21 protein-coding genes and 1 tRNA gene are annotated in these 20,285 nt (G+C 67.8%); 14 read left to right on the top strand and 8 right to left on the bottom strand.

The window, feature by feature from the left end:
- The coding region (locus VFG33_RS20555) for a PASTA domain-containing protein (protein ID WP_325054532.1) at positions 1–484 on the top strand (484 nt) is incomplete at its 5' end.
- A 47-nt stretch (positions 485–531) separates the two neighbouring features.
- Here VFG33_RS20555 and VFG33_RS20550 read toward each other — a convergent pair.
- A complete protein-coding gene (locus VFG33_RS20550; RefSeq protein ID WP_325054531.1) occupies positions 532–999 on the bottom strand; it encodes a GatB/YqeY domain-containing protein in 468 nt (155 codons plus the stop codon).
- Positions 1,000–1,025: 26 nt separating this feature from the next.
- On the opposite strand from VFG33_RS20550, the gene VFG33_RS20545 reads away from it, so the two are divergent.
- Together VFG33_RS20545 and VFG33_RS20540 are read left to right on the top strand one after the other, a co-directional pair.
- Entirely contained in the window at positions 1,026–1,985 is a 960-nt protein-coding gene (locus VFG33_RS20545) for a metallophosphoesterase (protein ID WP_325054530.1), read from the top strand.
- Positions 1,986–1,994: 9 nt separating this feature from the next.
- Positions 1,995–2,068: transfer RNA gene (locus tag VFG33_RS20540), tRNA-Pro, on the top strand.
- Between the two features lie 34 nt (positions 2,069–2,102).
- Here the strand turns inward: VFG33_RS20540 and VFG33_RS20535 are convergent.
- Positions 2,103–3,212: a serine hydrolase domain-containing protein gene (locus tag VFG33_RS20535; protein ID WP_325054529.1), complete on the bottom strand. Its 1,110-nt coding sequence runs from the start codon at positions 3,210–3,212 to the stop codon at positions 2,103–2,105.
- Between the two features lie 83 nt (positions 3,213–3,295).
- Here VFG33_RS20535 and VFG33_RS20530 point away from each other — a divergent pair, with 83 nt between their 5' ends.
- From VFG33_RS20530 to VFG33_RS20505, 6 genes are all read left to right on the top strand, one after another.
- Positions 3,296–3,712, top strand: a complete 417-nt coding sequence (locus VFG33_RS20530; protein WP_325054528.1) for a hypothetical protein — start codon at positions 3,296–3,298, stop codon at positions 3,710–3,712.
- Complete coding sequence (locus VFG33_RS20525) at positions 3,705–4,406, top strand: carbohydrate-binding family 9-like protein (protein WP_325054527.1); 702 nt, start codon at positions 3,705–3,707, stop codon at positions 4,404–4,406. Before VFG33_RS20530 ends, VFG33_RS20525 begins: the two co-directional genes overlap by 8 nt.
- Positions 4,407–4,451: 45 nt before the next feature.
- Positions 4,452–5,399: a tetratricopeptide repeat protein gene (locus tag VFG33_RS20520; RefSeq protein WP_325054526.1), complete on the top strand. Its 948-nt coding sequence runs from the start codon at positions 4,452–4,454 to the stop codon at positions 5,397–5,399.
- A gap of 123 nt (positions 5,400–5,522) precedes the next feature.
- Positions 5,523–6,284, top strand: coding sequence for a CoA transferase subunit A (locus VFG33_RS20515; protein WP_325054525.1), 762 nt, complete (start codon positions 5,523–5,525; stop codon positions 6,282–6,284).
- A gap of 1 nt (position 6,285) precedes the next feature.
- Positions 6,286–6,915 (top strand): 3-oxoacid CoA-transferase subunit B, encoded by a 630-nt coding sequence (locus tag VFG33_RS20510; RefSeq protein ID WP_325054524.1) that lies wholly within the window; start codon positions 6,286–6,288, stop codon positions 6,913–6,915.
- Between the two features lie 40 nt (positions 6,916–6,955).
- A complete protein-coding gene (locus VFG33_RS20505; RefSeq protein WP_325054523.1) occupies positions 6,956–7,867 on the top strand; it encodes a carbohydrate kinase family protein in 912 nt (303 codons plus the stop codon).
- Here VFG33_RS20505 and VFG33_RS20500 read toward each other — a convergent pair.
- Positions 7,851–8,531: an NUDIX hydrolase gene (locus tag VFG33_RS20500; RefSeq protein ID WP_325054522.1), complete on the bottom strand. Its 681-nt coding sequence runs from the start codon at positions 8,529–8,531 to the stop codon at positions 7,851–7,853. The genes VFG33_RS20505 and VFG33_RS20500 overlap by 17 nt on opposite strands.
- Positions 8,532–8,614: 83 nt before the next feature.
- On the opposite strand from VFG33_RS20500, the gene VFG33_RS20495 reads away from it, so the two are divergent.
- Both VFG33_RS20495 and VFG33_RS20490 read left to right on the top strand, forming a co-directional pair.
- On the top strand, positions 8,615–9,613 hold the full coding sequence (locus VFG33_RS20495; RefSeq protein WP_325054521.1) for an SPFH domain-containing protein: 999 nt from the start codon (positions 8,615–8,617) through the stop codon (positions 9,611–9,613).
- Positions 9,610–10,491, top strand: a complete 882-nt coding sequence (locus VFG33_RS20490; protein WP_325054520.1) for an NAD(+)/NADH kinase — start codon at positions 9,610–9,612, stop codon at positions 10,489–10,491. Before VFG33_RS20495 ends, VFG33_RS20490 begins: the two co-directional genes overlap by 4 nt.
- On the opposite strand, the gene VFG33_RS20485 is transcribed toward VFG33_RS20490, so the two are convergent.
- Complete coding sequence (locus tag VFG33_RS20485; RefSeq protein ID WP_325054519.1) at positions 10,479–11,525, bottom strand: hypothetical protein; 1,047 nt, start codon at positions 11,523–11,525, stop codon at positions 10,479–10,481. The genes VFG33_RS20490 and VFG33_RS20485 overlap by 13 nt on opposite strands.
- A 46-nt stretch (positions 11,526–11,571) precedes the next feature.
- Positions 11,572–12,315 carry an SDR family oxidoreductase gene (locus VFG33_RS20480; RefSeq protein WP_325054518.1) on the bottom strand — a complete coding sequence of 248 codons (744 nt, stop codon included), beginning with the start codon at positions 12,313–12,315 and terminating at the stop codon, positions 11,572–11,574.
- A gap of 101 nt (positions 12,316–12,416) precedes the next feature.
- Between VFG33_RS20480 and VFG33_RS20475 the strand changes: the two genes are divergently transcribed.
- The gene (locus VFG33_RS20475) at positions 12,417–13,235 is read left to right on the top strand and encodes a helix-turn-helix transcriptional regulator (protein WP_325054517.1); all 819 of its coding nucleotides are present in this window, start codon (positions 12,417–12,419) and stop codon (positions 13,233–13,235) included.
- Positions 13,236–13,390: 155 nt separating this feature from the next.
- On the top strand, positions 13,391–15,349 hold the full coding sequence (locus tag VFG33_RS20470) for a CocE/NonD family hydrolase (protein ID WP_325054516.1): 1,959 nt from the start codon (positions 13,391–13,393) through the stop codon (positions 15,347–15,349).
- A gap of 980 nt (positions 15,350–16,329) precedes the next feature.
- Here VFG33_RS20470 and VFG33_RS20465 read toward each other — a convergent pair.
- Positions 16,330–17,460 carry a trypsin-like serine protease gene (locus VFG33_RS20465; RefSeq protein ID WP_325054533.1) on the bottom strand — a complete coding sequence of 377 codons (1,131 nt, stop codon included), beginning with the start codon at positions 17,458–17,460 and terminating at the stop codon, positions 16,330–16,332.
- A 463-nt stretch (positions 17,461–17,923) separates the two neighbouring features.
- On the opposite strand from VFG33_RS20465, the gene VFG33_RS20460 reads away from it, so the two are divergent.
- On the top strand, positions 17,924–18,916 hold the full coding sequence (locus VFG33_RS20460; protein ID WP_325054515.1) for a helix-turn-helix domain-containing protein: 993 nt from the start codon (positions 17,924–17,926) through the stop codon (positions 18,914–18,916).
- A 6-nt stretch (positions 18,917–18,922) separates the two neighbouring features.
- On the opposite strand, the gene VFG33_RS20455 is transcribed toward VFG33_RS20460, so the two are convergent.
- Both VFG33_RS20455 and VFG33_RS20450 read right to left on the bottom strand, forming a co-directional pair.
- Positions 18,923–20,017 (bottom strand): aspartate-semialdehyde dehydrogenase, encoded by a 1,095-nt coding sequence (locus VFG33_RS20455; RefSeq protein ID WP_325054514.1) that lies wholly within the window; start codon positions 20,015–20,017, stop codon positions 18,923–18,925.
- Between the two features lie 5 nt (positions 20,018–20,022).
- A partial coding sequence (locus tag VFG33_RS20450; protein ID WP_325054513.1) for an ACT domain-containing protein occupies positions 20,023–20,285 on the bottom strand: 263 nt, incomplete at its 5' end.

The raw sequence follows: 20,285 nt of genomic DNA, 5'->3' as shown, positions 1-20,285 counted from the left end.
CGGCCAGACGCACGACGGCAAGAAGATGAGCGATGCATCCGGCTCTGGTACCGCGGGTCCGCTCTGGGAGACTGCGATGCGGAACGCACTCAAGGGCACGGCCGAGACGCACTTCATAGCGCCCGACGACAAGACCCGCCGCGGCGACGTGAAGGACATCCCGTTCGTCACCGGGTTGAGCCCGGCGGACGCCACCGGCAAGATCCAGCAGGCCGGTTTCGGCGCCCAGGTCGCGCAGGGCATGGTCGACTCCGAGGAAGCTGCCGGCACCGTCGCCTGGACCAGCCCGAGGCGCCAGGACGGAGCCCCGGAGGGTTCGATGATCACCATCTACATCTCCAACGGCAGCAAGGGCAAACCGCCGACACCCCCCACGCCGCCGGCCCCACCAGCCACCGGCAAACCCGGCACCCCACCAAACCCACCAAACATCCCGAACTGCCCACCCTGGAACCCGAAGTACCCCAACTGCGGCGGCCGCTGACCAGACGACAGGTGCCTGTCGGCACCAGCAGGGGCTGGGCCGGCGGGTTAGGCGCTTAGTTGGCGTTTTACTTCGGAGGAGACTGCGCCGCCGTCTGCTTTGCCTTTGACTTTGGGTTGGAGGGCACCCATGACCTTGCCGATGCCTCGGGGGCCGAGTTCGGCGGCGCCGGTGGCTTCGATGGCCTCCGTGACCAGGGCGGCGATCTCTTCGGCGGTCAGTTGTTCCGGCAGGTATTCGGCCAGGATGTCTGCTTCGGCCTGCTCCTTGTTCGCCAGTTCCTCGCGGCCGGCCTCGCGGTACGCCGTGACGGACTCGCGGCGCTTCTTCGCCTCGGAGGTCAGTACGTCGAGGATCTCCGCGTCGGAGAGCTCGCGGGCCTCCTTGCCGGCCACCTCCGCCTTCGTCACGGCCGTCAGCGCCATCCGCAGGGTCGACTTGCGGATCTCGTCGCGAGCCTTGAGGGCCGCGGTCATGTCGTCGTGCAGGCGCTGCTTCATCGTGGAGTTGGACATGACCACGATTGTGGCAGGCTGGTGAAATGAGTTCCCGGGGGCTTGCCGCCACAACTTTGAAGACCGCCGCGGTCGTCGCCGCCGCGGGTGCCGCCTGTGTCGCGTACGCCGCGGGCATCGAGGTGCGCTGGTTCACCCTGCGCCGGATCACCGTGCCGGTGCTGCCGCAAGGCGCGGATCCGCTCAAGGTGCTGCACCTTTCGGACCTGCACCTGATGCCGAACCAGGAGAAGAAGATCCGCTGGGTCAGCGAACTGGCCCGGCTCGAGCCCGACCTGGTGGTGAACACCGGCGACAACCTGTCCCACCCTGACTCGGTGCGCCCGCTGCTCCGCGCGCACGGCGACCTGCTCGACCTGCCCGGCGTCTTCGTCTTCGGCTCGAACGACTACTGGAAGCCGCATTTCAAGAACCCGGCGAACTACCTGCTCCCCGCGCAGAAGCAGAGGCACAAGCCACACGGCCCGGACCTGCCGTTCGAGGAACTGCGCAAGGCGTTCACCGACGTCGGCTGGAACGACCTCAACAACGCGAAGGCCACGCTCAAGGTCAACGGCCAGCGCCTCGACATCACCGGCACCGACGACCCCCACATCAAACGAGACCGGTACGACGAGGTCGCGGGCGAGGTGGACCCTGCGGCAGACCTGTCCATCGGAGTCACCCATGCGCCGTACCAGCGGGTGCTGAACGCCTTCGTCGACGACGGCTACCCGTTGATCCTGGCCGGTCACACCCACGGCGGCCAGCTCGCCGTACCGCTCTACGGGGCCCTCGTGACGAACTGCGATCTGGATACGTCCCGGGTGAAAGGCCTGTCGACATGGGGCCACGAAGGACGCCAGGCGGACCTCCACGTGTCCGCCGGACTCGGCACCTCGCCGTACGCGCCGGTCCGGTTCGCCTGCCGTCCGGAGGCGACGCTGCTCACGCTGGTGCCCCGGGTAAACCCGATTTCGTCCCGGCCGGACGCCCATGTAAGCTAACGCCGACTTCGGGCTGTGGCGCAGCTTGGTAGCGCGCGTCGTTCGGGACGACGAGGTCGCAGGTTCAAATCCTGTCAGCCCGACAGATGAAGGCGGTGGCTCATTGAGCCGCCGCCTTCAGTCATTCCCGACCACCTCGGCGAGTGGTCCCCAGAAGTAGGCGAACTCCTCGTTCGTGCCGGTAGTGATCCGCTGGGTGAACACCACCCCGGTCAGATCCCGGGACGGATCGGTGCACCCACTGGTCCCCGAAGCGCCAGACCACCCGTAGCGTCCCACTGCCGTCCACGGGTGGGTGACAGCGGTGTTCACCGCCACGCCGAAGCCCCAGGACAGCTCCGGGCCGGCCAGGTCCGACCCGGCTCGCTGCTCGGGGGTCAACTGGTCCGAGGTCATCTGCTCACGAAGCTCCCGCGGAATCACCTGATCGTCCGCCAACGCGCCGAGGAAGGTCAGGTAGTCCTCGGCGGTCGACACCAGCCCGCCGCTGAAGCTCTCGAACTGCGGTGGCTCCGCGAAGCCCTGGTCGTACTCCTCGGGCACTTCCAGCGTCGGCAGGTACGCCGTGGGCAAAGTCGCGCCATCCGCCTGAAAACTCGTCGACCGCAGCCCGAGTGGATCCGTGATGCGTTCCTTCAGTACTGCGTGCACCGGCGTACCGGCGACCCGGCCGATCAGCACGGAAAGCACGTCGAACCCCATGTGGTACATCCACTGCGTCCCCGGCTGGTAGGCCAGCGGAATCGCGGCCAGCTGGGCCATGAACTCGTCCCCCGAGAACCCCAGCGGCATCCCGTTCCCGAGCGCCCGGAGCGCCTTCGTCACCGGGTACTCCGCGGAGCTCGCACCCATCCCGAACGTCATCGTCAGCAAATGGCGAACCGTGATCGGCCGGTCCGCCGGCACTGTCTGGTCCAGCGGTGCCGCTGGGGAGACCAGCACGCGCGGCTCCGCGAACTCGGGCAGCCACCTCGCCACCGGGTCGTCCAGGCCGAGCACCCCGTCGGCGACCATCGACAGCACGACGGCAGCGCCCACGGGCTTGCTCAGCGACGCGATCCGGAACCGCGTGTCGGGGCGCACGGGCTCGTCGGTGTCGAACGCGAGCGACCCGATGGCGAAGTACTCGATCTCTCCCCGATGCCGGATCCCTGCCACCAGGCCTGGCATCCGGCCGTCGGCGACCTGCCGCTCGAGCGACCGCCAGACCGGATCGAACTTCGTCACGTTGAGGTCCTTTCGTCGGGTCCCGGGTCACGGTAAGCGGTCCGGGGCCGACCTGTCCCGGACATTCTCGATAGCCTGCGGCCATGAGCGACGACGACGAGGAGGAGCGTTTCGACGCGCCGCCGCTGCCTCCGCTGCTGATCCTCGGGGTGGTGGGACTGCTGTGCGGGTTCGTGGTGGTCGCGCTGGTCTGGTTGAGTGAGCGGGGTTGTGACCGGGTCCGGGATACGCCGAACTGCGGTGCGCTGGGGCTTCCGTTGCTGGTTCTGACCGTGGTGGTCAGCATCGTGCTGGGGGCACTCGCGCTCGGCCGGCTGGCGATGCCGCACCCGAAGCTGGTCGCGTTCCTCGGTGTGACGTTCATGCTGCTGATCGTGGTCGGCTTCCTGTCGGACGACCTGTTCTCGACCTGGACCCTGCTGGTGGTACCCGCACTGACGGCGATCACCTTCCTGGTCGCCCATCTGATCGCCGGAAGGCTGGAGCGAGCCGATGCCTGAACTGCCCCGCTACAAGTGCCACCGCGTCACCACACCCCCGCCGATCGACGGCACCCTGACGCACCCGGCCTGGGCCGACGCCCCCTGGACCAGCGACTTCGTCGACATCCGTGGCGGCGACCACGCGGCGCCCAGGTTCCGCACCCGCGCCAAGCTCCTGTACGACGACGAGTACCTCTACCTCGGCGGCGAACTCGAGGAACCGCATGTCTGGACGAGCATGACCGAGCCCAACACCAAGCTCTTCGAGGAGAACAACTTCGAACTGTTCCTCGACCCCGACGGCGACCGGCTGAACTATTACGAGTTCGAGATCAACCCGCTCGGCACGATCTGGGAACTCACCCTGACCAAGCCGTACTCCGACGGCGGGCTGGCGGTGGATCCGACGAACCTGCCGGGCCTGCGCACCGCAGTCCACGTGGACGGGACCGTGAACGACGCGGGTGACACTGACTCCGGCTGGTCGGTGGAGGTCGCACTGCCCTGGGCCGAGCTGGCGCAGTACAACCAGGGCGTGACTCCGCCGAGCCCGGGCGACGAGTGGCGGATGAACCTGATGCGGGTCGAGTGGGACCACCAGGTCGTGGACGGCCAGTACCGCAAGGGATCCCAGCAGGACTTCTGGGTCTGGTCCCCCCAGCACGCCATCGACATGCACCAGCCGCAGCACTGGGGCATCCTCGAGTTCTGACCCCCCGCCCGCGGCCGTTACCAGGCCAGGGTGACAATCAGGTACGTGGAATTCTGGGCGGGGGCGTACGACGAGGATCTGTCGTACCGAGAACTTGAGCGGGCCTGCGGCAACGATCCGCGCACGGCCTTGAGGCTCGTGGCGGAGTTGTCGACCAACTGGTTGTCGCGAGGGCTGGCCGGCGAGGCAGCGCGGGCAGCCGGTCGCGTGCTGGACGCGCTGGGTCCGGCAGTACCGGCGGGGCTCGAGGAGGAGTATCTGCTGGCGGTGCTTCTCGCGCCTGGGACTTCTGATCAGAAGCAGCTGGAGCTGGCGCAGCGGGTTGCACTTGAACTGGACCACTTCCACTACCCCATGACCGTGCTGCTCTGGGCAGCCTTGTTCGGGCCGTTCGAGACCGTCGAGGTGGTGGAGGAGGTCCTCGCGCGGAATGAGGGCGCCGGGGACGCCTGGACCCGGGCAGCGGTCCAGCTGTGCAGGGGGTATCCGGGGTTGTCGGGCGGCGACGCGCGTCAGGAGTCGGCGGCCCTGGAGACAGCGCTGGCCCGGTTCCGGATGCTAGGCGACCAGTGGGGGACGTTCCTGGTCCTCACCGCGATGGCAGACGTCTCCGACATGCCACTGGAGCTGGTCAGCGAGGCACTGACCCTTGCCAGCGAGCTAGAGCTGGCCGAGGACGCCGCGCTGCTGCTGTGCCGCCGTGCCGACCTCTACCGGCGCCAGGGCGATCTGGAGGCAGCACGGAACGACTACGGCAGCGCACTGCTCGTCGCGGAACGCGTGCGGCTCCTTGAGACGGCCGCTGCCGCGCGAATCGGCCTCGCACGGATCGCCCGGTACTCCGGTGATCTGCCGACGGCGAGGAAGTACGCCGAGGCCGCGTTGACCGGTTGTCCCGGGGACCTTCCGGAGGCGAGGGAAGAGGCTCAACACGAGCTCGCGGCGATCGAGTCCGCCTCGATTCCGGGACCGCAGCGGCCGGCGGCACCGTAGTACGAGCTGTGGCGGACGCGTAGTACCAGTTGTGGTGGTGGACACAGGTGGCGGCTCTCGCCGGATTTCCGGGGGCTGGTTAGAGTCGGGCTGACCCGATGCCCACACCCACGGAGCAGCCTGATGGACAAGACGTACGAGTCGCCGCAGGCAGCGGTCGACGACATCGGCGACGGCGCGAGCCTCGCGGTCGGCGGCTTCGGGCTGTGCGGCAACCCGATGCAGCTGATCAGCGCGATCCACGACAAGGGCGTGAGCGACCTCAGCGTCGTCTCGAACAACTGCGGCGTGGACGACTGGGGACTCGGCATCCTGCTCGCGGACAAGCGGATCGCCAAGATGACCTCGTCGTACGTCGGGGAGAACAAGGAGTTCGCCCGGCAGTTCCTGTCCGGTGAGCTGGAGGTCGAGCTGACCCCGCAGGGCACGCTGGCCGAGAAGCTCCGGGCCGGCGGGTGCGGGATCGCCGCCTTCTTCACCCTCGCCGGCGTCGGGACCCAGGTGGCCGAGGGCGGGCTGCCGCAGAAGTACAACGCCGACGGTTCGGTGGCGAAGGCCTCGGAGCCGAAGGAGACCCGGGAGATCGGCGGTACGACGTACGTGCTGGAGGAGTCGATCACCACGGACTTCGGGCTGGTGCACGCGCTGAAGGGCGACACCCACGGGAACCTGGTGTTCGACCGGAGTGCGCGGAACTTCAATCCGCTGGCCGCGATGGCCGGGCGGATCACCATCGCCCAGGTCGAGGAACTGGTCCAGCCTGGTGAGCTGGACCCGGATCAGATCCACCTGCCCGGCGTCTACGTCCAGCGAGTCGTTGCTGTCGGCAAGGACATTGAGAAGCGCATCGAGAAGCGCACCGTACGCGCGAAGCTGGAGGTCTGAGATGCCACTCACCCGTGAGCAGATGGCAGCCCGTGCCGCCGCGGAGCTGGCGGACGGCTCGTACGTGAACCTCGGGATCGGGCTGCCCACGCTGGTACCGAACTACATCCCGGACGGCGTCACCGTCGTACTGCAGAGTGAGAACGGCATTCTCGGCGTCGGGCCGTATCCGGTCGAGGGCGAAGAGGACCCGGACCTGATCAACGCCGGCAAGGAGACCGTCACGACGTTACCGGGAGCATCCTTCTTCGACTCGTCGCTGTCCTTCGGGATGATCCGTGGCGGCGCCATCGACGCGGCCATCCTCGGTGCGATGCAGGTGTCGGCCACCGGTGACCTGTCCAACTGGATGATCCCGGGCAAGATGGTCAAGGGCATGGGCGGCGCGATGGACCTGGTGCACGGCGCCAAGCAGGTGATCGTGCTGATGGAGCACGTAGCCAAGGACGGCTCGCACAAGATCCTGCAGGAGTGCGACCTCCCCTACACCGGCCGCGGCGTGGTCAACCGGATCATCACCGACCTGGCCGTCCTGGACGTGACCGAGGACGGGCTGAAGCTGGTGGAACTCGCCGACGGCGTCACCTTCGACGAACTCCAGGACAAGACGGGCGCCCCGATCAGGAAATGAGCTCATGACCGCGGTTGACCGCGGTGATAGAGATGCTTGTATGAGTGAGGACTTAACGCTGGACGTGTTCGTGATCGGTGGGGTGGGGATCGACACGATCGTCCGCGTGCCGGAGTTGCCGTTGCCCGCGGTGGAGACGATTCACGTCGACCCCGTGGAGTCATATCTCGGTCACACCGGGCATGGAGTCGCTCTCGGATGCCACAGTCTCGGCCTCCAAACCGCCTTGGCCGACGTGATCGGCGACGACCCGGAGGGCAAGCGGATCCGGCAGGCCTACGCGAAGCTCGGGGTGCCGCTGACGTACGGGATCCACCCCAGCGGCACCCGCCGCTCGGTCAACCTCGTCTCACCGGACGGCAGTCGGGTCTCGCTGTACGACGCACGCCACCCCGAGGGCATGGTGGTGACCGCGGACCTTTGGCGACCGGGCGTCGAACTGGCTCGTCATGTGCATGTGTCGATCGTGGACTTCGCGCGGCAGGCGCTGGAGGACACGACCGCGGCACGCTGCACGGTGTCGACCGACCTGCACGACTGGGACGGTGACAACGAGTTCCACTGGGACTTCGCTCAAGCAGCGGATCTGGTCTTCCTCTCCACCAGTGCCCTGACCGAGCCGGTGGAGGATGTCGCCGGGCGGATCTTCAAGCGGGGCCGGGCGAGCGCGGTGATCGCGATGGCCGGCTCCGAGGGCAGCCACTTGATGGTGCGCGACCAGGATCCGGTCGCGGTACCGGCCGTGGAGATTCCAGATCGTCCGGTGGTGGACACCAACGGCGCCGGCGACGCCTACGTCTCCGGCTTCCTCGCGAGGTGGCTGGACGGCGCGAGCTGGCAGGACGCGGCGACGGCGGGTTCGGTCGCCGGCGCCTGGGCCTGCGGATCCCCGGGCACGCACACGGACCTCATCCCGGCCGAGAAGCTCTACACGCTCACCCGCCCCGCGTAAGCGGTGGGTGGAGAGTGGTGGCGGGGCCGCGGGTGAAGAGTTGGGCCGGGCGGCCGCCGTCGCGGGTGGTGGTGGCGCCCAAGGGGGTGACGAAGCCGGGGGTCTTGGTCGCCTTGCGGTGGAAGTTGCGGGGGTCGAGCGGGACGCCCCAGACCGCTTCGTAGATTCCGCGCAGCTCGGAGATGGTGAACTCGTCGGCGCAGAACGCCGCGGCCAGGGGTGAGTACTCGAGCTTGGCCCGGGCCCGTTCGACGCCGTCCGAGAGAATCCGGTGATGGTCGAACGCGAGCCTGCCGGCATCCACCTCGCTGACTTTGACCCAGGAGGCCGACGCGGCATCCGTCCCGGCGACCGGTGAAGGCAGATCCGGCACCAGGGCCAGGTAGGCGACGCTGACCACCCGGCCGCGCGGGTCACGCCCCGGTTCCCCGTACGTCGCGACCTGTTCGAGGTGGATCCGGTCCGACACCAGGCCGGTCTCTTCGCCGAGTTCACGGCGGGCCGCGTCCTCCAGATCCTCCTCGGGACGGACGAATCCGCCGGGCAGCGCCCAGCGGCCCTTGAAGGGGGCGATGCCGCGGCGGATCAACAGCACCTCCAGGGAGCCGTCGCGCACGGTCAGGATCACCAGGTCGGCAGCCAGGCCGAGCGGCACGAAGTCCATGGCACGGCACTCTAATCGTCACCTTGACGAAAAGCGATTCCGCGCCTTATCGTCAAGGTGACGACAATTCGAGGAGAAGACCGATGGCCGACATCACCCGGTTCCGTTTCATCAGCCACCTGCGGGCCAACCCGACCACGCACGTCCGGCACCTGCGCAACGGCAAGCTGGTCCACGACGGCGCCGGGCAGGCGTTCTGGTTCCGGGCGCTGAATTCGTCGCTGAGCGAGGTTCCGATCGACGACCGCGAGCAGCCGCTGCTGTTCCACGGACGGACGGTCGACTTCCAGGACGTGGTCGTGCAGGCGACCGTCACCTACCGGGTGACCGACCCGGCGCTGGCGTCGACCAGGCTCGACTTCGGGATCGACCCGGACACCGGGTTGTGGCGGGCCACTCCGCTCGAGCAACTCGGCGGCCTGCTGACCGAGCTCGCGCAGCAGACGGCGCTGGACCTGCTGGCACGGATGACGCTGACCCAGGCTCTGTCCGAAGGCATGGCCTCACTCCGGCTGGCGGTGAGCTCCGGACTCCGTGAGGACCAGCGACTCACAGGACTCGGGATCGGCGTGGAAGACGTCCGCGTGGTCGCAGTACGGGCTGAGAGCGACATGGAACGTGCCCTGCAGACTCCCACCAGGGAAATGGTTCAGCAGGCTGCGGACAAGGCGACGTACGAGCGGCGGGCGATGGCGGTCGAGCGGGAGCGTTCGATCGCGGAGAACGAGTTGCAGAACCAGATCGAGCTTGCTCGGCGGGAAGAACAACTGGTCACCCAGCGCGGGCAGAACGAGCGGCAGCGGGCAACCGAGGCGGCCGCGGCCGGGCGGATCGAGACCGAGGCTGCCGCGAGTCGCAAGCGAGCGCTGAGTGCGGCCGAAGCCGATGCGAAGCGCGCGCTGGGCGCGGCGGAGGCGGCGGCCGAGGGGGCCCTGCTGGACGCGTACCGCGAGCTGGACCAGGGCATGATCCTGGCGCTGGCGATCAAGCAGGGCGCGCTGCCCGAGATCGGCACGCTGAACCTGACGCCGGACCTGCTCACGCCGCTGCTGACCAAGCTGACGGCTGGGAACCAGGCATGAGCCTGCCACCCAGGGCGGTGGTTGTGCACCGGGCGACCGAGCTCACGGAACTGGTCGCCCGGCACGGTACCCGCCAGCAGGCCGGCTTCTTCCTGACCAGCCGGGGGCGTGATCTGGCCGAGCTGGATGCTCGGCACCAGCATCAGCAGTCGGCCCTCGCGGCGGTGTCGGCAGCGATTCCGCTGGACTGGCGTCGCGCAGTTGCCGAGCGCAATGATCTGGACCGGTTCGTGTTCGGGCCGGAGGATTTGGTGATCGCAGTCGGGCAGGACGGGCTGGTGGCGAACGTGGCGAAGTACCTGGATGGCCAGCCGGTGATTGGGGTCAATCCGGAGCCGGCGCGCAACCCCGGAGTACTGGTGCCTCATTCGCCTGCTGCTGTTGCCGGACTGCTCCGGGAACGTCGGGTGGAAGAGCGGACGATGGTTGCCGCTAGCACCGATGATGGGCAGCTGTTGCTCGCCTTGAACGAGGTGTACGTGGGGCATCGCACGCATCAGTCGGCCCGCTACCGGCTGACGACCTCGGACGGATTCGAGGAGCGGCAGTCGTCGTCCGGGATCCTGGTCGGGACTGGTACGGGATGTACCGGTTGGTGCCGTTCGGCCTGGCAGGAGCGCCGGAGCACCCTGCGGCTGCCGGGCGCGAGTGAACCCACTCTGTGCTGGTTCGTCCGTGAAGCCTGGCCGTCACCGGTGACCGGCACGGACTGCACCGAGGGACTGGTGACGGGGCAGGCGGGCCTGACGATCACGGCAGAGTCCGAGTTGGTCGTCTTCGGCGACGGGATCGAGAGCGACACGCTGACCGTGGGATGGGGTCAGAGTGTCTCGATCGGCGTCGCGGCGATCAGGTTGAGGCTGGCTCAGGCTGCCTGAGCCAGGCTGCAGGTGATTGTGGTGTTCCAGGCGGAGTAGAGGCGACGGGCCGAACCGCCGATCGGTCCGACGGCGGCGAACACATCACCACGGCTCGCCGGCCGGGCGCTCTCGATGGCCTCGATGGCCTCGTCAGGGCTGTCGATGGTGGACGAGCAGACGTCGAGGATGTAGTCGGGCACCTGGAGCGCCGGATCGACACAGCCGACCAGCGGTACGCCGACCGCGGCCACGATCGGGAAGACCGTGCCCGGGATGCCGACCGCACACTCGGCCGTGGCCGACGCCTGTACGGACGGAACCGGGCTGATCTCGTACCGCTCCCACAGCTTCCTGTCCTCGCGCGGGTGCAGACCGACCACGATGTGCTTGCCTGCGGCCTCCAGCTTGGCCGCAGCGTCGAGCAGCAGTTGCGTACCGGGCGCGGCCCCACCGGTCGGATCCGGATGAGTGACGCTGGTCAGCACCAGTACCCGATCGGTCTGCGGCTGGTAGCGGGGCAGGGTGTCGGTCTGCGGAGAGCCGACCATCCGGACGCGGCGCTTCCAACCCAGGTACGCCGCGAACACGTCTGACTCCGCCGGCGAGGCCGCGCTGACCAACTCGAGCCGAGACCGGAACTCGTGCGCCCGCGGCGCCTCCTTCGGCTGAAGATAAGCGAGGGAACTCGCAACCAGCGGCATCTTGCGTCGAAGAGCCGCGGCACAGTCGGCAGGCCAGTCGCTCGCACCATTCACGACCAGCAGATCAGCCGGCGGCACGTCGTCCAAGGTGGCGACCTTGACCGGATCGGTCGGCAGGATCACGGACCGATCCGGCACAAGCTGCACCAGCTCCCAGCCCCGCCGCGCCGCCTCGGCCAGCAACGGCGCCGCGTGATACGTCCCCCACGGCTCATTCGTTGCCAACAGCACCCGAGTCCGCCGGCTCGAAGCCATCGCGGGCCATGCCATCGCGGGGAGGGCCGGGCTCACTGCCGCCAGCCCGACCCCGACTCCGCTGGCCCGAAGCAAAGATCGCCGCGTCATAGTCATGCCGGCGACGCTAACGCCGCCAACGCACCTCGAGGTGAACAGGGGCCTAAATCTCCTTGGTGGGCTGGATGATGAGGTTGGGGAGGTTGACGTTGCGAGGGCGGCTGACGAGGTAGGAGACCAGGTCGGCGACGTCTTCGGCCTGGATCGCGGGCAGGCCGGTTCGGAGGTCGTCGACCATCGCCTGGAGTTCCGGGGCGAAGGCGTCGGCGAGTTCGGTTCCGTCCGTCATGCCTGGCTCGAGGTTCGTGACCCGGATGCCCTGGCCGGCAACCTCCATCCGGAGTGCCCTGGATAGATAGGACAGGGCTGCCTTCGACGCGCCGTACACGGCCATGCCCGGCATGAAGCGATCGGCGCCGACCGACGAGACGTTCACCAGGTCGGTGGTCCTGGTCGCGGCTGAGCGCTGTAGGGCAGGGAGGAAGGTACGGATGACGTTGAGGACGCCGTTGACGTTGAGGTCGATCAACCGGCGCCACTCGGCGGCCGGCAACTCCTCGAACGGCGCGATCGTCATCATGCCCGCGTTGTTCACCAGCAGATCGAGGTCGCCGAGGCTGTCGGCGACCCTCTTGGCGGCCTTGGCGAGGGACAGCTCGTCGGTCACATCAGCCGGTACTGCGACCGCGGTGCCGCCGGCTTCGACGATCTGCGCGGCGAGTTTCTCCAGGCGGTCCGGGCGCCTCGCCAGGAGGGCAACGGCCGCACCGTCGGCGGCGAGACGGGTTGCTACGGCGGCGCCGATACCGCTGGCGGCGCCGGTGATCAGGGCTACTCGGTTTGTCATGCCTCCACGGTTCCGCCGCCGCGCGGGGTGGACCAGATCCGCATCGACCGTGGGTCTGGCAGTACCACCCAGGTCGTTGAGCTGTCGTGGATACTTGCTTGGTGACCGTGCGTCCCCAGCTTGGTGAGTTCCTGCAGACGCGACGGGCCCGGGTGCGCCCCGAGGAGGTCGGCCTTCCCACGCTGCCGGACCGACGGGTCACCGGTCTTCGGCGCGAGGAAGTCGCCATGCTCGCGAATGTCAGTGTCGACTACTACGTTCGCCTGGAACAGGGACGAGCCGCGCACCCGTCGCCCGCAGTACTGGCTGCTGTCGCCACGGCCCTGCGCCTGAGCGACACCGAGCGGGATCATCTGCAGTCGCTGGCCTCGCCGCCGGCGAGGTCGCGCCCTGCGCCTGCGGAGGTCCGGCCGGCGATCACAGCGCTGATCGAATCGTTGCGCGATACCCCGGCTGTGCTGGTGGACCGGCTGAGCAACGTGCTCGCGTGGAACCCCGCGGCCGCCGCGCTGATCACCGACTTCGGCGCTCTGGAGCCCGCCGAACGGAACATCGCCCGGTTGTACTTCCTGGATCCGTCCGCGCGGACCTTCTACGAGGACTGGGCAGGGGCCGCGAAAGACGTCGTCGCCCACCTCCGGCATGCTTCGACCGACTACGCGGACGACCCGGACCTGGCCGACCTGGTCGCGGAGTTGTCCGCCCGGAGTTGCATCTTCGCCGAGTGGTGGACCGCCCAGGACGTCAGCAAGGCCTCCCACTGCCCGAAGGTCCTCAACCACCCGGCCGCGGGCCGGCTCACCCTGACCCTGGAAGTCCTCGAACTACCAGGCGACAACGGCCAGACCCTGATGACGTACACCCCGGCCGACCACCCCACGAAGGCCGCGCTCACCGAACTCCTCACCACCCTGGCTTAGTGAAGTTTTTCCCCTGATCTCCACGGAAAGTGACCGGTCGGGTGAGCTGTGTGCAGACAGGGGTGGGGGTTGTTGTTTAAGGTGCGTTCACCACAACGGCCCTGTCGAGGGAGGGCTGGGGTGCTCCACCCACCGCCCAAAGGGGAGAGACACGCATGCGCCCAGCTCGAAACCGCTCGAGACTCGCATTCCGCACCGGTGTCGCCGTACTGGCCGCCGCCGTCGTGGTTCCGCTGGCCTCGCTGACCGCGAGCGCCGGCCCGACCGCCGCACCGAGCAAACCGTTCGTCCAAGGGACCAAGACCGTTGCCGCGTACGACTACGACGACGCGATCCACGAACGCGTCCAGGTCGAGGTCCCCGGCCTCGACGGCGACGCGAACGGGATCAAGGACCGGATCACCGTCGACATCATCCGCCCCGGCGAAGCGGCCCAGGCCGGCATCGACGTACCGGTGATCATCCAGGCCTCGCCGTACTACGCGGGCGACTCCAAGACGTACTTCGATGCCAACGGCACCCGGCAGGTCTTCGGGAGCTGGCTGGACAACTACTTCGTACCGCGCGGGTATGCGGTCGCCTTCGTCGACATGCCCGGCACCTTCCGCTCGACCAGTTGCAGCGATGTCGGCGCGGACCTCGAGGTGCTCGGGACCAAGGCCGTGATCGACTGGTTCAACAACCGCGTGCCTGCGTATACCCCGGCCGGCGCGAAGGTGAAGGCCGACTGGTCCACCGGGAAGACCGGCATGATCGGGGTCTCCTGGAACGGCACGATCGCGAACTCAGTCGCCAGTACCGGCGTGAAGGGACTCGAGACGATCGTGCCGATCGCCGCGATCTCCAGCTGGTACGACTACACCCGCAGCAACGGGGTGCCGTACTACGACGAGTACATGGGCTTCCTGCACGACTACGTCAGCAACGACGCGTCTCCACGTTGTGCCGAGCTGACGGATGAGATCGAGCAGGACTCCGACACCCGTACCGGCAGCTACAGCCGCTTCTGGGATCCGCGGAACTACCGGCTCGACGCCAGCAAGGTCCGCGCATCCGTGTATGTCGTGCACGGGCTTGGCGACGAGAACGTGAAGACCCGGCAGTTCGGCGAATGGTGGGACGAGCTCGCCAAGCGCGGTGTGCCGCGGAAGATCTTCCTGCACCAGGGTGTGCACCTGGATGGATTCAGCTTCCGTGACGAGTGGGTCGACAAGCTGCAGCCCTGGTTCGACTACTGGCTGCAGGGCTTGCAGAACGGCGTCATGCAGACCCCGCAGGCGACTGTCCAGCGCGAGGACGGGTCGTTCGTCGACGAACCACGCTGGCCCGCGGCCGGCGTACAGAACACCAAGCTGAACCTGAGCAAGCCGCTCAACGCGAAGACCGGTGGGCTGTCGATCGCAGCCGCTTCGTCGGACCCCGTCAGCTTCACTGGAACCAGCAACGAGTCGACGGATGCCGCAGTACTGGACCCGACCACCGCGAAGCCTGATCGTGCTGTGTTCCTGAGCAACGATCTCGAGCAGTCCGTGCGGATGTCGGGCACGGGCAAGGTGACGGTCCGGGTCAAGGTGAACAAGGTTGCCTCCGGCATCAAAGCGCGCCTGGTCGACTACGGTACGGCGACCCGCTATCGCGACGTCACCAATGTCCCCAACACCAACGTGTGCTGGGGTGGCGGCAACACGCTCGACACCGGTTGCTACCCCCAGACGCAGATCAACACGGCGGCTTCCGATGCTTCCGTCGTGGTCCGGACGTTGGCGGACATCGGGCACTACAAGTCGCTGAACCGCAAGGAGTCGCTGCAGTCGGGCAAGTGGTACGACCTGACCTTCGAGCTGAACGCCGACGACGTCGTCTTCGCCGCCGGCCACCGCCTCGGCCTGGTCCTCACCGTGGAGCCGGACAACCCGTCCGTCCCCTTCACCGGCGCCACCGTCACCCTCGACCCGGCGAAGTCCTCCCTCACCCTCCCCCTCACCACCGCCACTTCCAGCCTCCAGTCCCCAGAGACCCCCCAGGCCCGCATCCCCACCACCCGCCTGGCCCAACCCGAACCCGAATCCAACCCCGTCGACCTGATGCGCCAGTTCGTCGAAGCCTCCCGCTGACCAAACCCCTGAGGCCCCGAGTCCGTCCGGATTCGGGGCCTCAGCCCTGCACTACGCCCCACGCAGCTCTCCGGCGCAGTTCCTACCGTCGCGGCCGACGCTGACGCGAGCCGGTACCCGCCGATGCCACGGCGTTCGACCGATAGCGGCCTGTACGGCGCCATCCATCGAACAGCCCGACATCGGCCACGCGGCTCCCCGGCCGATGCCGGCTCGTTCGACCAATACCGGCTTGTACGGCGCCATCCGTCGTGGAGCCCGTCATCGGATGGCACGTGCGCCGGCTGTTCCGCTAGGTGGTGCGTCTGGTCCGCCTGGTGGTTCGGCAGGGTCCGGATCGGGTCCGGTCGGGTGATCAGGCTCTCGATCGGGCCTGGTCGGGTGAGTTGGTGGGGGCTCGGACAGGTAGCGGGGACCTCGGACAAGGTATTGCTTGTCCTAGGCCCCCATTTCCTGTTCAAGGTCCCGACTCTTGTCCCGGCGAACCACCCGGGCGGTGATCTCGACGGAATCGCCGGCTGCCGCCTGCCTGGGAGATCACCTGGACTGTGGCCGTACTTCCCAGCGGCTCCGGGCTAGCTGCGGCCTTCCCTGGTCGCGGTGAGGTGTGTCAAGGGTCGAACTCGTTCGATCGCCGAAGGCGACGCCAAAGGCGCCCTTGACTCACCTCGCCGCGACCAGCACCATCACGCAGTCCGGCGACGCGAACCACCCACACCTATGCACCCGCATACCACCGTGCGCGTCGGCGAACGATCCGCGCCTATGCACGAGGAACCTCCCTCACGTCAACCCACCCATCCACAGACCGTCAAAAGCAGGCGAATGATCCCCAAGGTTCTCCCCACAGGACCACCACACCCGGCGTACCTGGCGGGCCGGCGGGCGTACCGGCGTATTGGGGAAATGCGCCGACGCCCCGGCTGGAACCAGCCGGGGCCTCGGTGGGTCGCGATGGGGGACGTCGACCGGGGAGGGCGTCAGAGGGTGATGGACCAACTGTCGATGTAGCCGACGTCCTGGGCCGCCATGTCGCGGACCTGGAGTCGCCAGGCTCCGTTGCGGACCTCGCTGGAGGCGTTCACGGAGTACGTGGTGATGACGTTGTCGCCGGAGTCGCTGCTGGAGTTCTTCAGCCGGTACGCCGATCCGTCGGGCGCGAGGAGGTCGATCACCAGGTCACCGCGGTACGGGTGCTTGATGTCGACCGCCACCTGGGTCGCGGTCGACGCGTTCCCGGTGCAGCCGGACGCTGTCGCAGTACTGGTGACCGCGGCACCCGCATCAGGAATGTTCACGTTGTTCGCGTTCGTGAACGGACCGCAAGCGCCGGGACCGCCACCACCGCCGAGGCTGTCGGCGGCTGCCTGGATCGCGCCGGCGAACGTGCTCACCTGGGTGTAGACGCCGGGCGCGCTCGGCCTCGCACAGCCGTCACCGTGGCTGACGATGCCGACCTGGATCCACGCGTTGGCCGCGTTGCGGCGGAACATCGGACCGCCGGAGTCACCCTGGCAGGTATCGACGCCGCCGGTCGCCATCTGTCCGGCACAGATCTCGGCCGGGAAGATCAGGTCGCTGTAGTACGAGCCCGCGTCGCGACACGTGACGTCGTCCACGAATGGCACGTTCGCCTTGAGCAGGTAGCGCTGTTGCGCACCACCCTCACTCGCCGCACCCCAGCCGGCCACGGTGAAGGTGCCTGAGTCGTACGCCGTCGTCGTGGCGACCGGCAACGTCGCGACCCCGGTGATCGGCGTCGCGAGCTTGATCAGGGCCCAGTCACCACCGGTGCTGGTGCCGTACGTCGTCGAGCGGTGGACGTACGTCGACTTCACCTTCGTCGCCGAGGTGTCCTGCAGGTCGACCACCCCGACGGTCGCGGTGATCGAGGTGTTGTTGCCGGTGGAACCCACGCAGTGCGCGGCGGTCAGGACGAGCTGTGTGGTGTACATCGCACCACCACATCCCATGGACAGCCTCACCATCCACGGAAACTCACCTAACGCTGCGCGGGTTCCACCGACGACTCGGGGGCCGGGCTCACCTTGAGCGGAGGTGGGCCCGGCACTCGCCGAGTGGACAGGCACGATGACCAGGGCGGCGGTCATCGCACCCAGGCCGATAACGCGGAGAAGTCTGGACAGAGCAACTCTGGAGAAAGGAAGCATGGGCGGGTCTCCTCTTCATCGGCCTCACGATGGAGTTGCACAGTTTGTACACCCTCCAGCACAGCGGGTGATGGCACTGGAGTGCGAGGGCACCGATGCGCCGGAAGAGAGACCCAACCGAAACGGCCTTCGCTGACGGATGAGCGAAGTGGGGCCAGAATTGGAACAGCAGCCCGGCGGCGCTCAGGTGGTCCGTCGCCGGGCTGCTGGACCTCAATTCTCGCTCACAACTGCGCAGAAAGGGTGGCCAGATGGTGACACGGCACAAGAATGCTGACATAACAACGAAACTCGCTGCGTGCGCTCACCGCGATACGGACAGTTCCGACAAGACCTTGCGGATCGTTCTACCCTGGAGTGGCGGTAGCGGACAGTGACCGCACCGGGGAGGGAGGGGAGACAGATGAGCTCGACCGACACGGAGCGTGCCGACCATCTTCGCGTGCTCGGCCTGAACGACGAGGAGATCCGGGTCTACCAGCACCTGCTTCGGACCGGGCCGTCCTCGGTGACGGAGTTGGGCGAGGCAGTCGCGGACAGCGCCGCGCCGATCGACGCCACGCTCGGAGGACTCGTCCAGGCGGGCCTGGCCCGGCGTTCCGGGTCCGACCGCTCCCGCTTCCTGCCGGTGCCGCCCGACGCCGGCCTGGAAGCCCTCACGCTGCGTCGCGAGTCCGAGCTGAAACAGGCCCGGATCGAGGTGCTCAACGCGTACGACGAGTTCCGCCGGACCGTGCACAACGAGTCGACCACGCACCTGATCGAGGTGGTCACCGGGAGCGCGATCGTCGAGCGGATCCACCAGATCAAGGACAATGCCCAGCGGGAGATCCTCACCATCGACTCCCCGCCGTACTACCTGGGCGCGGGGCCGAACCAGGTCGAGATCGAGCAGCTCAGCCGCGGCGTCTCGTACCGGGTGGTCTATTCGCCGGAATCGGTCGAGGTGCCGGGCTACCTGACCGAGAACATCCTGCCCTGCGTGGAGGCGGGTGAGCAGGCGCGAGTGCTGCCCGACGTACCGGCGAAGCTGACCATCATCGACGGGTCCATCGCGTTCGTGTCGATGTCGGTGCGCGACACCGATGTGAACAGGTCGCTGCTGATCATCCGGCCGAGCAGTCTGCTGACCGCGCTGATCGGGATGTTCGAGCTGTGCTGGCGCAATGCCCTTCCCCTGCACGCATCCGTGGGCACCGAGGACGACCGGCTGGAGCCGATCGAACGCCGCCTGCTGGCCTTGCTGGCGACCGGCGCAGCCGACGACACGATCGCCCGCACGCTGGGCATCAGCCGCCGGACCTTCTTCCGCTACCTGGAACGCCTGATGAACCGCACAGGCGCCAGCACGCGCTTCCAACTGGCCCTCCACGCCGCGCGCGAGAGCTGGTTGTAGACCGGCCTACTTGGCCGGGATGAACTCCTTGGCAACGACCTCGGCGATCTGGGCCGTGTTGAGGGCCGCGCCCTTGCGCAGGTTGTCGCCGCAGACGAAGAGTTCCAGGGCCTGGGGGTCGTCCAGGGACTTCCGCATCCGGCCGACCCAGGTCGGGTCGGTGCCGACCACGTCAGCAGGCGTGGGGAACTCCGCCTCCGCCGGGTTGTCGAAGAGGAGCACGCCAGGTGCGTCCCGCAGTACGTCGCGGGCCTCGTCGACGTCGACCTCCTGGCCGAAGCGGGCGTGCACCGAGAGCGAGTGCGTGGTGATCACCGGAACGCGGACGCAGGTCGCGGAGACCTTCAGGTTCGGCAGGTTGAGGATCTTGCGGGACTCGTTGCGGACCTTCAACTCCTCCGAGGACCAGCCGTCCTCCTTCAGCGAACCGGCCCACGGCACCACGTTCATCGCCAGCGGCGCCGGGAACGGCCCGAGCGCGTTGCCGATCACCCGGCGCACGTCGCCCGGCGTGGTGCCGAGCTCGCGGTTGCCGGCCACCTTCATCAGCTGGTCGTACAGCGCGTCGATGCCTTCCTGACCGGCGCCCGAAGCAGCCTGGTACGACGCGACGACGAGCTCCTCGAGTTCGTACCGGTGATGCAGTGCGCCCATCGCCACGATCATCGACAGCGTTGTGCAGTTGGGGTTCGAGATGATCCCCTTCGGCCGGTTGCGAGCGGCCTCCGCGTTCACCTCGGGCACCACCAGCGGCACGTCGGGGTCCATCCGGAAGGCGCCGGAGTTGTCGACCACGACGGCACCCTTGGACGCCGCGATCGGGGCCCAGTGCGCGGACACCTCGTCGGGCACGTCGAACATCACCACGTCGATGCCCTCGAAGGCCTCCGCGCTGAGCGCGACGACCTCGACCTCCTCGCCGCGAACCTTCAGCCGTTTACCTGCGGAGCGCTCGGATGCGATCAGCCGGATGTCTCCCCACACGTTCTCGCGGGTGGAGAGCAGTTGGAGCATCACCGTGCCGACGGCGCCGGTCGCCCCGACCACCGCCAACGAGGGGAGTCCCGCCCGGTCATCGGTCAGATCCAGGGAAGCGCTCACAGGGGTCACCGTCCAGTTCCTCCGTACACGACAGCTTGGGTGTGCTCGTCGTCCAGGTCGAACGCGGTGTGTGCCACGGTCACGGCAGCATCCACCAGGTTCTCGTCCACCACAACCGAGATCCGGATCTCGGACGTGGAGATCATCTCGATGTTCACGCCGGCGTCGGCGAGCGCGGAGAAGAACTTCGCCGAAACGCCCGGGTGCGAGCGCATGCCGACGCCGATCACCGACACCTTGCCGATCTGGTCGTCGTAGAGCAACTGCT

The sequence above is a fragment of the Kribbella sp. genome (assembly GCF_035687465.1).
Lineage (GTDB): Bacteria > Actinomycetota > Actinomycetes > Propionibacteriales > Kribbellaceae > Kribbella.
The sequence above is the reverse complement of the archived record's forward strand: the minus strand, read 5'-3'. Positions and strand labels throughout refer to the sequence as shown.